The organism is Leisingera sp. NJS204, assembly GCF_004123675.1.
Classification (GTDB): domain Bacteria; phylum Pseudomonadota; class Alphaproteobacteria; order Rhodobacterales; family Rhodobacteraceae; genus Leisingera.
In genome coordinates, this window is sequence record NZ_CP035417.1 from 3,885,519 (window position 1) to 3,898,984 (window position 13,466).

The 13,466-nt window shown below is 61.5% G+C and carries 13 protein-coding genes; 7 read left to right on the forward strand and 6 right to left on the reverse strand.

Features of this window, described 5'->3' with window-relative positions; genetic code table 11:
- Nucleotides 1-41: 41 nt before the first annotated feature.
- The 3 genes from ETW24_RS18820 to ETW24_RS18830 are packed head-to-tail and all read right to left on the reverse strand — an operon-like array spanning nt 42 to nt 2,082.
- Nucleotides 42-728, reverse strand: a complete 687-nt coding sequence (locus ETW24_RS18820; protein ID WP_254695651.1) for a VOC family protein — start codon at nt 726-728, stop codon at nt 42-44.
- A complete protein-coding gene (locus ETW24_RS18825) occupies nt 725-1,336 on the reverse strand; it encodes an enoyl-CoA hydratase/isomerase family protein (RefSeq protein WP_129372465.1) in 612 nt (203 codons plus the stop codon). The genes ETW24_RS18820 and ETW24_RS18825 overlap by 4 nt, the downstream gene beginning before the upstream one ends.
- On the reverse strand, nt 1,333-2,082 hold the full coding sequence (locus tag ETW24_RS18830; RefSeq protein WP_129372466.1) for an SDR family oxidoreductase: 750 nt from the start codon (nt 2,080-2,082) through the stop codon (nt 1,333-1,335). The genes ETW24_RS18825 and ETW24_RS18830 overlap by 4 nt, the downstream gene beginning before the upstream one ends.
- A gap of 135 nt (nt 2,083-2,217) precedes the next feature.
- On the opposite strand from ETW24_RS18830, the gene ETW24_RS18835 reads away from it, so the two are divergent.
- The 5 genes from ETW24_RS18835 to lpxK all read left to right on the forward strand — a co-directional run bounded on the left by ETW24_RS18835 (nt 2,218) and on the right by lpxK (nt 8,292).
- Nucleotides 2,218-3,741 (forward strand): DUF2125 domain-containing protein, encoded by a 1,524-nt coding sequence (locus ETW24_RS18835; RefSeq protein WP_129372467.1) that lies wholly within the window; start codon nt 2,218-2,220, stop codon nt 3,739-3,741.
- A 122-nt stretch (nt 3,742-3,863) separates the two neighbouring features.
- A complete protein-coding gene (locus ETW24_RS18840; protein ID WP_129372468.1) occupies nt 3,864-5,210 on the forward strand; it encodes a TldD/PmbA family protein in 1,347 nt (448 codons plus the stop codon).
- The gene (locus ETW24_RS18845) at nt 5,197-6,000 is read left to right on the forward strand and encodes an inositol monophosphatase family protein (protein ID WP_129372469.1); all 804 of its coding nucleotides are present in this window, start codon (nt 5,197-5,199) and stop codon (nt 5,998-6,000) included. Before ETW24_RS18840 ends, ETW24_RS18845 begins: the two co-directional genes overlap by 14 nt.
- Before the next feature lie 182 nt (nt 6,001-6,182).
- Nucleotides 6,183-7,304, forward strand: a complete 1,122-nt coding sequence (locus ETW24_RS18850; RefSeq protein ID WP_254695652.1) for a 3-deoxy-D-manno-octulosonic acid transferase — start codon at nt 6,183-6,185, stop codon at nt 7,302-7,304.
- Nucleotides 7,291-8,292: a tetraacyldisaccharide 4'-kinase gene (gene lpxK / locus ETW24_RS18855; protein ID WP_129372471.1), complete on the forward strand. Its 1,002-nt coding sequence runs from the start codon at nt 7,291-7,293 to the stop codon at nt 8,290-8,292. The genes ETW24_RS18850 and lpxK overlap by 14 nt, the downstream gene beginning before the upstream one ends.
- Nucleotides 8,293-8,397: 105 nt before the next feature.
- Here lpxK and ETW24_RS18860 read toward each other — a convergent pair whose 3' ends face one another.
- Both ETW24_RS18860 and ETW24_RS18865 read right to left on the reverse strand, forming a co-directional pair.
- Nucleotides 8,398-9,069, reverse strand: coding sequence for a DsbA family protein (locus tag ETW24_RS18860; RefSeq protein WP_129372472.1), 672 nt, complete (start codon nt 9,067-9,069; stop codon nt 8,398-8,400).
- The gene (locus tag ETW24_RS18865) at nt 9,066-9,593 is read right to left on the reverse strand and encodes a DUF721 domain-containing protein (RefSeq protein ID WP_129372473.1); all 528 of its coding nucleotides are present in this window, start codon (nt 9,591-9,593) and stop codon (nt 9,066-9,068) included. Before ETW24_RS18865 ends, ETW24_RS18860 begins: the two co-directional genes overlap by 4 nt.
- Before the next feature lie 84 nt (nt 9,594-9,677).
- Between ETW24_RS18865 and mutY the strand changes: the two genes are divergently transcribed.
- Together mutY and ETW24_RS18875 are read left to right on the forward strand one after the other, a co-directional pair.
- A complete protein-coding gene (mutY, locus tag ETW24_RS18870; RefSeq protein ID WP_129372474.1) occupies nt 9,678-10,742 on the forward strand; it encodes an A/G-specific adenine glycosylase in 1,065 nt (354 codons plus the stop codon).
- Between the two features lie 85 nt (nt 10,743-10,827).
- Entirely contained in the window at nt 10,828-11,961 is a 1,134-nt protein-coding gene (locus ETW24_RS18875) for an alkane 1-monooxygenase (RefSeq protein WP_129372475.1), read from the forward strand.
- Nucleotides 11,962-11,964: 3 nt separating this feature from the next.
- Here ETW24_RS18875 and ETW24_RS18880 read toward each other — a convergent pair whose 3' ends face one another.
- Nucleotides 11,965-13,353, reverse strand: coding sequence for an adenylate/guanylate cyclase domain-containing protein (locus tag ETW24_RS18880; protein WP_129372476.1), 1,389 nt, complete (start codon nt 13,351-13,353; stop codon nt 11,965-11,967).
- Nucleotides 13,354-13,466: the final 113 nt, after the last annotated feature.

The window sequence follows — 13,466 nt, forward strand, 5'->3', positions numbered from 1 at the left end:
CCGGGCGCCTTGGTGACGGGCGCCTGGAACACAACGAAAGGCTAGGTCGTTTCCAGCCCCAGAAACGCCAGGCTCTCCCGCAACTGCGCACCGGCAATATGCTGAAATTCCAAAGCGGTGTATGGACGCCGCCACAGCCATTCGCGGTTTGCCACGGCCCGCAAATCCGGGTTCGGCGGTGTTTCGTCGGTGAAGGCCAGAAAATGCAGGTCGAACCCGAATTCCGCAACATCCTGCACCGACAACAGCTTCATATCCGCATGCGCTGAAACTTCGGCAGCGATATCCCCGGTCCGCAAGGTGATCTGCCCGATATGCGCCCCGCCGCCCAGCGGCAGCGCCGGATCGCCTGCCCCATCGGGGCGTTTGCCTTGGAAGTCATGCTGCAGCAGCTCAACGGCAAAGCCTTCGGGATCGTGCAGATGCGCCATATATCCGATGTCGCGGAACTGATGCGGAGCGGAGACCTCAATGCCTTTCTGCCGCAGCTGTTCGCAGGCGGTGTCCAGATCGGGCAGACAGATCCCGATCTTCCAATACCGCTCGTCCCGCGTGTGGGAACCCTGGGCACCGCCGGGCAGCAGAATCAGGTCTGCATCCTGTCCTGCGTACCCCGCACGCCAGGCCTCGCCTTCGGCCTGGACGTCCATGCCGAACACATCCGCATAGAACCCGGCGAGACGTTCAGGACTCCTTACCTGCAGCCGCAGGCCGGACAGCCGTTTCACCGGCACATCCTCAGGATACCGGCCGCGATCTCTGGCTGGGCCTCAAGAGAATGCGCCAGCAGGTCCTGCGCAGTATCCATCAACGCGTCCGGTTCCACGATCCGGTCGACCAGGCCATAGTTGCAAGCTTCCTGCGCGGTGATTTTCTGCCCGGCTGCCAGGATCATCTTGGTGCGCGCAGGTCCGATCAGCGCGGCCATCCGCCCAGCATCCGAAGGCTGCGGCAAATACCCAAGCTTCATCACCGGGTAAAAAAACTTGGCCGAAGGCACCGCAATCCGGATGTCGCAGGCCAGCACCATGCCATTGGCACCGCCAGCCAAGGTGCCATTCAGCGCCGCCACTTTCAGACAGGGAATTGAAGCCATAGAATTGGACAACCGCTCCCACACCGGCGAGGTCGCCAGGCCTGCCCGCGCCTCGTCCAGATCTGCACCCGCGCTGAACACCTTGCCGGTTCCAGTCAGGATCAACCCCCGGGCTTCCTGCGCGCGTTCGGCGATTTCAGCCAGCTCTGTCAGCATCGCTTCGGTCAGAGAGTTGGCCTTATCCGGGCGGTTGATGGTGACGGTCCACAGACCGTTTTGCGCAATCTCCAGATCAATCATACCAAGCCAACCCGCTGACGGATGCTGTCTTCGCGCAGGGAAACTTCCTGGCCGATGCAATCGTCCGCATCATTTGTGCACATCCACATCAGCGTCCGTGCGGGCCATTCGGCAGGGATGTGGTCTTCCCACTCCAGCTCGCTCACCGGGTTAATGCCGCTGGTCTTGATTTCCCGCTGCATCCGGGTTGCGACCGTGCCCGGCGACAGCCCCATGGCACGGATACCATTGGCACGTTCTTCCAGGTCCAGTGCGCTGGTCAGCATTGCTGCGCCTGCTTTGGACGAACAATACGCGCTCCAGCCCTCCAGCGCATGATGCGCCGCGCCGGAACTGACGGTGATAATGGTGCCGGTGCCCGCGGGCTTCATCAGCGGCAAAGCGGCGCGGATACCGTTGAACACTCCGGTCAGGTTGATATCGATCAGCTTGCTCCAGTCGCCGGGCTGCACATCCGCCAACCGGGCAATCGGCTCAATCACACCGGCATTGTTGATAAGAATGTCCAGGCTGCCGAAATGCTGATGGGCCTTGGCCAGCGCGCCCTCTACCGATGCGTAGTCTGATACATCGCAGGCAAAGGTCAGCACATTTCCGCCGATCTCCTCCGCCAGTTCCCGCAGCGCCTCTCCACTCCTTGCCAGCAAGGCCAAATTGGCCCCGGCGGCGGCGAAAACCCGGGCCGAATCCGCGCCGATCCCGCGGCTGGCGCCGGTAATTGCAACTGTTTTTCCATTGAAATCCATCGGCCGTCCCTCCAAGTGGCTGCTGACCCATGTGGTAAAGCGGTTAGGGGGAACGGTCCAGCCCAAGGCCCCCTTGACGGCACCGCCCGCCGGGCCGACGATGATTTCAATTATCTCACTGAGAAAGGTTCTCTTATGTCCGTTATTTTTGCACGCAGCGGCGTTGCAGCGGCAATTTTTGTTGTTTCCGCCCAGGGTGCCCTGGCCGATTTGAGTGCCCAGGACGTCTGGGCTGACTGGAAAGCGTATCTGACCAGCACCGGTTACACGGTTTCCGGCACTGAAGCAGTTTCGGGCAGCACCCTGACTGTCTCCGATGTCTCAATGGTCATGCCGATCCCGGATGAGGACGGCTCCGGCACGGTGAGCTTGCCCGAAATCCAGTTTGTGGAAAACGGCGATGGCACCGTCAACGTGCTGCTGCCCGCGGAATTCCCGATGGGTTTTGATTTCACAGCTGAAGGTGAGAGCTTTTCGGGCAAGCTGATCTATGCCCATGACGGCACCCCGATGAAAGTGTCGGGCGACGCCGAAAGCATGAGCTATGATTACAGTTCCTCCAAGGTCACCATGACGCTGGACGGGCTGACTGCAGACGGCGAGGCCGTGCCGGCGGACGTGGCGAAAATTCAGATCGTCATGAACGAAGTTGCGACCAAGACCGATATGAAAATCGCTGGCGCGCGCAACTATGACCAGACGCTGACTGCTTCCAGCCTGAGCTATGACATGGGCTTCAACGATCCCGAAAGCAACGGCACAGGCTCTTTCAAAGGCGCGCTGCAGGGGCTGAATTTTGCCGGCACCAGCACCGTGCCGGCAGGACTGGAAAGCCCCGACATGTCAGCGCTGCTGGCAGCCGGATTTGCCTTTGACGGCATCTTCACTTTTGACAGCGGCAATGGTTCCGTCTCCGGTGTGGACGGCAGCGAAAACTTCGCCATGGAAAGCAATTCCCAGGGCGGCTCGATCGCGGTGGCTATGGACAAGCAGCATCTGACCTATGATGTGTCCCAGACCGGCACCAATGTGAACATCTCCGGTTCCGAGATCCCCTTCCCGCTGGCGCTCAGCATGGCGGAGACCGGATTCAAACTGATGATGCCGCTCGCCAAATCCGAGGAAGAGCAGGATTTTGCCCTGGGCATCACCCTGCGCGATTTTGCGGTTCCGGATATGCTGTGGGGCATGGTCGATCCAACCGGCCAGCTGCCGCATGATCCGGCCACCGTGGTGCTGGACCTTGCCGGCAAGGGCAAGGTGCTGTTCGACCTGTTCGATCCGGAAGCCATGGAATCGGTGGAATCCGGCGAAGAACAACCGGGCGAACTGAACGCGCTGACCGTGAAACAGCTGCAGGTCACCGCAGCAGGCGCCGAGTTGACCGGCACCGGCGACTTCACCTTCAACAATGAAGACCTCGTCAGCTTTGACGGCATGCCTGCCCCCTCGGGCGAGGCTGACCTCAAACTGACCGGTGCCAACACCCTGATCGACAAGCTGATCGGGATGGGCCTGATGTCCGACAGCGACGCCATGGGCGCGCGGATGATGATGGGCATGCTGGCCGTGCCGGGCGAGGGTGAGGACACGCTGACCTCGAAGATTGCGATCTCCGAGGACGGCCAGATCCACGCCAATGGCCAGCGCATCAAATAACCGTCAAATCCCTGACAGGTTTTGCAAAGGGGCTGCTATGCGCGGCCCCTTTTTTGCTGCCCGCCCTTGCGGCAAGCCGCCTCACTGGATAGCTCTGGAAAGGAGCAGAACAGAAGGTGCCCATGACCCAGTCCCCCGAAGCGCTTTGCCACGCCCTGATTGATGCCGCCCGCAAGGCCGGCGCGGATGCCGCCGATGCCATGGCAGCGGAAGGCAGTTCCCTCAGCATTGAAGTGCGGGAAGGCAAACTGGAGCATGCGGAACGCTCGGAGGGCACTGACCTGGGCTTGCGTGTATTCGTCGGCAAACGGCAGGCGCTGGTTTCATCATCGGATATGCGCCCGGAGACCATCGCAGCAATGGCCGAACGTGCGGTTGCCATGGCCAAGGAAGCACCTGAGGACCCTTATGCAGGCCTTGCCGATCCATCGCAGTTGGCCAAGAGCTGGAACCTGGCGGCGCTGGAACTGGAAGATCCCCGCGGCGAGCCGGAGCCTGCTGCCCTGCAATCTGACGCCCTGGCTGCCGAGACCGCTTGCCAGGAAATCAGCGGCATCACCCAGGTTCAATCCGCAGCAGCCGGATATGGCCGCCACGTTGTGCATATGGCCGCAACCAATGGGTTTTCCGGCGGCTACCAACGTACTGGGCGCTCACTCTCTTGCACCGGAATTGCAGGCAGCGGCACAGGTATGGAGCGTGACTACGACGGGGATTCACGCACTTTTCAATCCGATTTGCGCAGCGCTCAGGACATTGGCGCAACCGCCGGTGAACGCGCGGTTGCCCGGCTGGGCGCCCGCAAGCCCAAAACCGGCAGCTTTCCGGTGCTGTTTGACGAACGCATCTCTTCCTCTCTGATCGGCCACTTGCTTTCTGCTGCCAATGGGGCGGCGATTGCCCGCGGCTCCTCTTGGCTGAAGGGGTCATTAGGTGAGCAGGTTTTGCCCGAAACCCTGTCCATTGTTGAAGACCCGCACCGCCCGCGTATTTCCGGCTCCCGCCCCTTTGACGGCGAAGGGCTGCCGACCCGCAAGCGCACTGTTGTTGACAACGGCGTGCTGACCGGTTGGACACTGGATCTTGCCTCGGCCCGGAAACTGGGCCTGGAAAGCACTGGCAACGCCGCCCGCGGCATCGGCGGCGTGCCCTCTCCCGCGACCTGGAATCTTGCGCTGTCTGAAGGCGAAGCCAGCCGCGAGGATCTCGTTGCGCAGATGGGCACCGGTCTCTTGGTGACGTCGATGATCGGCTCCACCATCAACCCCAACAACGGCGACTATTCCCGCGGAGCCTCGGGATACTGGGTGGAAAACGGCGAGATCGCATATCCGGTCAACGAATGCACCATCGCGGGCAATCTGCTTGACATGCTGCGGAGGATCGTTCCCGCCAATGACGCGCGCCGGCACCTCTCGACCGTGGTCCCGTCGCTGCTGATCGAAGGAATGACCCTTGCCGGCAACTGACCTTTCCCTGCTTGTGAAAGCGGCGGAACAGGCCGGCGATATTGCGTGCCGTTTTTCCGGTCCCGAAGCCAAACGCTGGGACAAGCCCGGCGGCGCTGGTCCCGTGACCGAAGCCGACCTGGCAGTCAATGCTATGCTCGAAGACATGTTGCAGCAGGCACGGCCCGGCTATGGTTGGCTGTCGGAAGAAACTGAAGACAATAGCGCGCGGCTGCTGCGCGAAAAGGTCTTCATCATCGACCCGATCGACGGCACCCGCAGCTTTGCCGAAGGCTCCCGCACCTGGGCGCATTCCATTGCTGTCGCCGACCACGGCGAGGTGACCGCCGCCGTGATCTACCTGCCGCAGCGGGAGCTGATGTATACTGCCGCCAAGGGCCAGGGGGCGGATTGCAATGGCAGCCCGATTCATGTGTCCCGGACCACAGAACTTTCCAGTTCTGAAGTGCTGGCCGCCAAACCTAACCTGCAGGCCCATCACTGGCTGGGCGGCACCCCGCCCGAATTCATCCGCAGCTACCGGCCCTCGCTTGCCTACCGGCTGGCCAAGGTGGCAGACGGCCGTTTCGGCGCCATGCTGACTCTGCGCCCCAGTTGGGAATGGGATATAGCGGCGGGCGATCTGCTGATACGCGAGGCTGGTGGCATCCTTACCGATCAAACCGGCCGCCCCTTGCGCTTCAACAATCCGCATCCGCGCCTGAACGGGGTGGTTGCCGGAAATCCGGCCCTTCAAAATTCGCTGCTGACGGCACTGGACCCGAATGCGCCTGGCATCGCTGGACATTAAACCGGACTGGCTTTAAGCGGCAGCAGCAGCGCTATCGTCATACCCAAATTTTTCACAGACAAGCCCGCATGTTGCAGGTACCTTGGGCCGGAAATTTCAGATCGAGCCAGATGCAACGGCGAACCGCAGCTCCCAACCGCACTTCCGTTCTGCAGCCCCGCCCCAAAGGAGAGCTGTTGTGGGTGCACGCGACCACCCCTGAACGCTATCAAGCGCTTTGCGATATCGGCCGCCGCCTAAAAACCCTGCGCCCGGACTTGTCGGTGCTGGCAAGCTGGGAACCCGGACTACGGCTGACCGGTACAGTTGGCTGCGATATTCCGATTGGCCCGCTGCCTGAGGACACCCTGGCCGAGGCCCGCGGGTTTTTGAACCATTGGCGGCCCGACGCTTGCATCTGGACCGGCCCGCCGGCACGACGGGTGCTGCTTCGGCAAATGCGCGAGCGCAGTACCGGGTTACTGCTGGCGGATCTTCTGGAGGATGAAATGCCCAACCGCACCAGCCGCTGGCTGCCGGACCAGCGGCGGCGGCTGCTGGATGGGCTGACCTGCATCCTGACCCCGTCCAAATCCGTGCAGGCCCGGCTGACCCGGATCGGACTACCAGCGGAACGGGTGCAACTGGCCGGCAAGCTGCGGGTGTCTGCAATTCCGCCCGGTTGCAATGACGAAGAGCTTTCTGCCATGCAACAGACCCTTGGCAGCCGGCCGGTCTGGCTCGCCGCCCATACCAAGCTCAGCGAATTGCCCCGTATTCTGGACGCGCATCGCGGCGCATTGCGGCTGCTGCACCGGCTGCTGCTGGTGGTCGCGGTGGAAGACGGCGCGGATCTTGCAGCAGCCCGCCGCCAGCTGCAAAACAGCGGGCTGTATTTTGCCGATTGGGAAGACGGCGGTGAACCCGAGGACCTGACCCAGGTGCTGTTGGCGGGCAGCGAGGATTTGGGATTGTGGTACCGCCTGTCTCCAGCCGCGCTGATCGCCAGCAGCCTGGACCCCATGGCCCAGGGCCAGTCGCCTTTGGACGCCGCAGCCTTAGGCTCGGCGCTGCTGCACGGACCGGGTATCCACGCGCATCGGGACCTTTATGAGAGACTGGCCGCGGCGGGCGCTGCCCAGCCGGTGCTGACCCAATCGGATCTGACCGATGCTGTCATTGCGCTATCCGCCCCGGACAAGGCCGCCGAAATGGCGCTGGCCGGCTGGCAGAGCGTCACCGAAAGCGCCGCCACAGCCGACATGTTATTGGAGAAGGTCCAGACCCTGCTGGACCAGCGCGAGGATACCGATGCGGGCACCTGAATTCTGGCACAAACCGCCGGGAGATTTCGACTACCGGTCAGCTTTGCTAGCACCCCTTGGCTGGGTCTATGCACGCGCCACCGCTTCCCGGGTCGCCAAAGGCAACCCGATGCGTGCTAACGTCCCGGTGATCTGCGTTGGCAATCTGAATGCCGGCGGCACCGGCAAGACGCCCACTGTGATCTGGCTGCTGGAAACATTGCGCAACCAGGGGCATGAACCGCATGTTGTGACCCGCGGCTATGGCGGCACGATGGAGGGGCCAGTGCAAGTCTTCCCTGGCCGCCACAAAGCCGCGCAGACGGGGGATGAACCGCTTCTTCTGGCAGCCTTTGCCGAAGTTTGGGTTGCCAAGGACCGTGCTGCCGGCGTAGGCGCCGCAGCAGACGCAGGGGCAACCGTCATCGTGCTGGATGACGGATTTCAGAACCCCGCGGTTGCCAAGGACCTGTCACTGATCGTGGTGGACGCGCAGCAGGGCTTCGGCAATGGCCGCTGCCTGCCGGCAGGTCCATTGCGGGAGCCGGTTGCCATTGGCCTGAAACGGGCTGACGCGGTGCTCTCGCTTGGGCCTGGGGAGGCCCAGAAGAAATTTGCCGCGGCGTGGGGAAGCCAGCTGCAGGGCTTGCCGCATTTCACTGGTGCGCTGGAGCCATTGCAAACCGGGATGCCCTGGAACGGCACACGTGTTCTGGCTTTTGCCGGCATCGGCCAGCCGCAGAAATTTTTCAACACTCTGCGCAGCCTTGGCGCCGATATCGTCCGCGCCGAAGCACTAGACGATCACCAGCCGCTTTCACCGGCGCTGATGAACCGGCTGGAGAACGAATCCAAGCTGCTGAACGCCCAGCTTGTCACGACGGAAAAAGACGCCGTCCGCCTGCCGGACAGCTTCCGCTCCAAGGTCATTACCCTGCCTGTGCGGCTGCAGGTTGCAGGAGATGATGGGTTGAAGGAGTTGTTGAAAAAGGCCGCACCTGAACCCTGACCCCCAGCTCTCGCAGAGGCTGCCGGGAGAGCAATTGCCCGGTTTGCTCTGCCCTGAAAAGCCCAGGCACACGGCCCGGGCCTAAAATTTTGCTGCAGGAAGAGCTTAGCCTTCCAGCTCTGCGTCCAATAGCGTCTTGAACTCTGTATAAGACTGATTGGAAATCTTCTCACCATTCAGGATGAACGACGGCGTTGCCTCGATGCCGTGCTCAGTGGCGTTTTCCTGATACCAGGCCACCAGGGTTTGCGCTTTCTCGCCATCCTGCAGGCAAGTTTCCAGCTGCTCATTTTCGATCCCCGCCAGGCGGCCGATCTTGCGCAGTTCATCGACAATCTCGGTTGCGCCGCCGGCCCGCGTCCATTCGGACTGGCCCTTGTAGATCAGATCGGAAATACCAAAGAACTTATCCGGTCCGCTGCAGCGCGCTATCATCGAGGCCCACAGCCCGTAGCGGTCGAAATAGACCTCGCGGTAGATGAACTTCACCTTGCCGGTGTCAATGTAATCAGCCTTCAGCTTCTTGAAGGTTTCATTGTGGAAACTGGCGCAATGCGGGCAAGTGTAAGAGGCGTATTCGATCAGCGTGACCGGCGCGTCCTCGGCCCCCAGCGTCATCTCGGCGATTGTTGAGATGTCCACCTCGGCTTCTTGCGCAACAGCGGCGCCAACCAGCGGGTTCTGCGGCAGATTGTTCTGAGTGTTGAATCCCGACAGGGCATAACCGCCCGCAATAACCGCAACCGCGGCAAAGACACCAGACATCAAACGGGTCATTTGAACCCCTTTCCTTGCGTTTTCTGTTTTGTCAGCACGTTCTGCCCCAGGCGTTCCAGGGCAGCACGCAGATCATCGTTTTCCACACCAGCAGCCGCCTGGCTGGCAGCCGCAGTATCCTGCGGGTCGGGCTGCCGGGGCGCTTGCACTTTGGGGGCATATTTGAATTCCACGCGGCCATCGGAAAATCCCGTCGGTGCCGTTTGCGTGATCCGCACCTTGGAGATGGCATTGAAGCCATAAACCGCGTTCACCCGCTCACGCAGGCGTTCTTTTTGCATTTCAAGCATTGGCGCATTGGCTCCGGTCGTCAGCACCGTCAGCGTTGCGCCAAAGGAACCGCGTCCGTAGCCGACGTTCACCGGACGCGCCATGGCAGCGACATCCGGACCGGCGATCTCTTCCCAGTGGGTCAGCAGCCGCGACACCGCAAAACCGCGGCTTTCCCCCGCTTTGCGGATCTGCTCGTTGAGGAGCTTGGAGGTTCGTGCGAACCCGCGTGTGGTGCTGCGCCTGAATGCCATGATCTAGCTTTTGCGTGACTGCCTGCCCTATTGTAAAGAGCCGGAATGCAGGCGCCAGCCAAACCGCGAGCCAAGGAATAACGAATGCGTGACTTGATCAGTAATTCCGCCGCGATGAGCGGAGACCTGCTTGCGTGGTATGACGTCCATGCCCGCGGTATGCCCTGGCGGGTGGGCCCCGCAGAGCGAGCGGCAGGCAACCGCCCCGATCCATACAAGGTTTGGCTCAGCGAAGTGATGCTGCAGCAGACCACGGTGGCCGCGGTGCGGGATTATTTTCTTCGCTTTACCAGCCGTTGGCCGACTGTAACCGATCTTGCTGCAGCGGCGGACGCCGAAGTCATGGCCGAATGGGCCGGCCTTGGCTACTATGCCCGCGCCCGCAACCTACTGAAGTGCGCCCGTTCGGTCGCAGGCGGTTCCGGTGGAGAGTTCCCGGACAATTACGATGACCTGCTCAAACTGCCCGGTATCGGCCCCTACACCGCCGCCGCCATCGCCTCGATTGCATTTAACCGCCCGGAGACCGTTCTGGATGGTAATGTGGAGCGGGTGATGGCCAGGCTGCACGACATTCACGACCCGCTTCCCGGTGTGAAACCTGTCCTAAAAGAACGCGCGGCAGAACTGACCCCGTCTCAGCGGCCCGGTGACTACGCCCAGGCGGTTATGGACCTTGGCGCCACCATTTGCACGCCCCGTAACCCGGCATGCGGCATCTGTCCCTGGCGCGATCCCTGTGCCTCGCGGGCTGCAGGCACTGCGGCTGAGCTGCCCAAGAAGACGCCGAAAAAACCGAAACCCACCCGGAAGGGTATCGTTTACCTGGCGAAATCTGCCGACGGCACATGGCTGCTGGAACGGCGGCCAGACAAGGGGCTGCTGGGCGGCATGCTTGGCTGGCCCGGTTCCGAGTGGAGTGACGCCCCGGGTCCGAACCCGCCTTTTGAAGCGGATTGGCAAGAGCAGGATGGGGAAGTGCGCCACACCTTTACTCATTTCCATCTGATCCTGCGGGTGATGACGGCCGAATTGCTTGAAGGTTATAACCGGAATGCAGCGCAGGAACTGATACCACGCCACGATTTCCGCCCCTCCAGCCTGCCTACGGTAATGCGCAAGGCTTTCGATCTTTATCAAGGCCTCTAAAGAACCCGGCGCCGCTCTTGGGTTTTCAGATGTTAGGGCATAGTGTCAGCGCAAACGCGCGCTGATTGATTTGGGAGACACAGGCATGATCGCCCCCGAAACCCTTGCCCGCTGGCAAAGCGCCCTGCCATTCTGGATGTCTTTTTTGCTATTGCCGCTGGTTTGGGTCGCCGCACTTCATGGTGGTTGGACACTTATCCTGCCGCCGCTGGTAACCTGGCATCTGTTTGCGATGCTGGACGGGGCATTCGGGCTGAACCTGGAGAACGCCGACCCGGAAACGCCGGACAGAGATCTCACTTGGTACAAGGCGCTGACCGCAGCTTGGGTGCCCCTGCAATTCGTCACGCTGTTCGGATTGATCTGGTACGTCAGCGGTGCCGATCATCTGAGTGCATTCGGCAAATTCGCTGTTTTCTTTGGGGTCGGCGTCGTCACCGGCGCCGTGGGTATCACCTACAGTCACGAGCTGATGCACCAGTCCAGCCGGGTTGAGCGCTGGCTGGGGGATATCCTGCTGGCTATGGTGATGTACTCGCATTTCCGGTCCGAGCACCTGCTGGTGCATCACCGCTATGTCGGCACTCCGCGCGACCCGGTGACAGCCCGCTATAACGAGGGCTTCCACCGGTTCTACCCTCGGGTTCTGCGGCAATGCTGGCATTCCGCATTCCGCGCTGAACGGGAGAAGCTGGCGAAGAAGAACCGCCACTGGACCGACCGTTCGAACCCGTTCTTCCGCTACTGGGCGTTGCAGGCCGCGATGCTGCTGCTGGCGATGCTGCTGGGCGGGCTGACCGGGGTGCTTTTGTTTCTGGTGCAGGCCGGGGTCGCCATCTGGCAGCTGGAGGTGGTCAACTATGTCGAACACTACGGGCTGACCCGCAAACACCTGGGCGATGGCAAATACGAACCGGTGCAGCCACGCCACTCGTGGAATGCGGCGCATAAGGCATCGAACTGGCTGCTGATCAACCTGCAACGCCATTCGGATCATCACTACAAACCAAACCGCCGCTTTCCGCTGTTGCAGAACTATACTGAAGCCGACGCGCCGCAGCTGCCCTATGGCTACCCGGTGATGACCGTCGCTGCGATGATCCCGCCCTTGTGGCGCCGGGTGATGAACCCGCGGGTGCGGCGCTGGCGGCAGAGGTATTACCCCGAGATCACCGATTGGCACGCCTACAACAAAGCGCAGACTCCGTTACCCCGGTAGGGCTTACGTCCAGGCCAGAACCGTCATCGGCTGATCCAGCCCGCGCACCTCTTGATCCGGATGCCGGGCGTTGCCGTCCAGCAGATCCAGGCCGGCCTGCTCTGCCCTCACCTGCGCGGCCAGCGTTTCGCTGATCACAATCCCGGCCTGCAGCTTGCGGGTCAGGTTCTCCAGCCGGGCGGCGATATTCACTGTCATGCCCAGCACGGCAAACTCCAGCCGGTTGGAGCCGATATCGCCCAGCAACGCTTCGCCATAGTGAATTCCGATCCCGGCGCGGATTTCCGCCTTACCCTGACGGGCGCGCTCCCTGTTCCATGCCATCAGCGACTCGCGCATGGAATGGGCACAGGCCAGTGCATTGGTGGCATCCTGCCGGCCGGCAACCGGCGTTCCAAATGTCGCCATCAGCCCGTCGCCCAAGTATTTGTCCAGCGTGCCGTGATGGCGGAACACCTCCCCCTCCATCCGGCCGTGGAATTCCCGCAAGAGGTCAATCACCATTCGCGGGTCCATCCCTGAAGACAACCGGGTAAAGCCAACGATGTCGATGAACAGCACCGCCACATTTTCGCTGCGCACCTGCTTCAGCGGCTCGTCGTTCTGCGACAGCTGGTCCACCACATTGGGCGAGAAATAGCGAGACAGATTGGCCCGCTCCCGCTCCAGGCTGGCGTTGCTCCTCAGCAGTGCGTTGAACCGGCGCACCGAAAAGCCCAGCGTCACCGCCACCAGCACAAAGACCACGGCCTCCTGCACCCGCAGCTGGATCACAAAACTGTTTGGGTCAAAAAACCCGGCCAGCTCCGGGTCAAAATCAAGCGCTGTGGTTACAGCCTCCGAAAGACCGGGAACCGGAACGGCAAACCACCACGCCAGCGCCAGCGCGCTGAGCCACATCGTCGCCGTCCATGTGCCGATCGCAATCACTGTGCGCCAGGAATAAGCCATAGTGCCTGCGGCCAAGATGACAAAGAAATATTGAAAGTTATCAAACCTGTATTGCATGGCTACCGGTATATCCCGGGCGTCGAACGGGTTGGGCACGACCAGGCCGATGGTCATAATGAGAAGATCGAGAAAGATCAGAAACAGCTCCTGCCGTGACCTGCCCACTGTCCCCACCCGGCTGATGAACCAGCCGTTAAGGCACAAGAGCGCAAGAATGCCGTGGTAGTACAGCACGCTCCAGACTGGGTTCAGGAAGACGATGAAGACCGCGATTATGGGCAGTGCGATCCAGCGGGCCCGCACAGCCAGCTGCAGCCCGCGCCGCTTGTGCGCATCCAGCGCCGCCTCTGCAAATCTGTTTTCCGCAGTCGAAATGTTCTGACCACCGGTTCCGGGTTCCTGGACAGCTCCGGTTCCGGAGATAAATGCGGTATCGGTCATGGGCTTTCCCCTCTTCCCGCTGGCTGCCGCCGCGTCAGTATTGCAGATAGTTGCGCTGTTCTGATCAGGGAATAGCGCATCACAGCGCAGAAACTAAAAAACCCCGCCTGATG

What these genes read in the sequence shown, in the direction of transcription:
- ETW24_RS18825 (WP_129372465.1), bottom strand. Translation starts at nt 1,336, where the DNA reads ATGATTGATCTGGAGATTGCGCAAAACGGTCTGTGGACCGTCACCATC.
- ETW24_RS18830 (WP_129372466.1), bottom strand. Translation starts at nt 2,082, where the DNA reads ATGGATTTCAATGGAAAAACAGTTGCAATTACCGGCGCCAGCCGCGGG.
- ETW24_RS18835 (WP_129372467.1), top strand. Translation starts at nt 2,218, where the DNA reads ATGTCCGTTATTTTTGCACGCAGCGGCGTTGCAGCGGCAATTTTTGTT.
- ETW24_RS18840 (WP_129372468.1), top strand. Translation starts at nt 3,864, where the DNA reads ATGACCCAGTCCCCCGAAGCGCTTTGCCACGCCCTGATTGATGCCGCC.
- lpxK (WP_129372471.1), top strand. Translation starts at nt 7,291, where the DNA reads ATGCGGGCACCTGAATTCTGGCACAAACCGCCGGGAGATTTCGACTAC.
- ETW24_RS18860 (WP_129372472.1), bottom strand. Translation starts at nt 9,069, where the DNA reads ATGACCCGTTTGATGTCTGGTGTCTTTGCCGCGGTTGCGGTTATTGCG.
- ETW24_RS18865 (WP_129372473.1), bottom strand. Translation starts at nt 9,593, where the DNA reads ATGGCATTCAGGCGCAGCACCACACGCGGGTTCGCACGAACCTCCAAG.
- mutY (WP_129372474.1), top strand. Translation starts at nt 9,678, where the DNA reads ATGCGTGACTTGATCAGTAATTCCGCCGCGATGAGCGGAGACCTGCTT.
- ETW24_RS18875 (WP_129372475.1), top strand. Translation starts at nt 10,828, where the DNA reads ATGATCGCCCCCGAAACCCTTGCCCGCTGGCAAAGCGCCCTGCCATTC.
- ETW24_RS18880 (WP_129372476.1), bottom strand. Translation starts at nt 13,353, where the DNA reads ATGACCGATACCGCATTTATCTCCGGAACCGGAGCTGTCCAGGAACCC.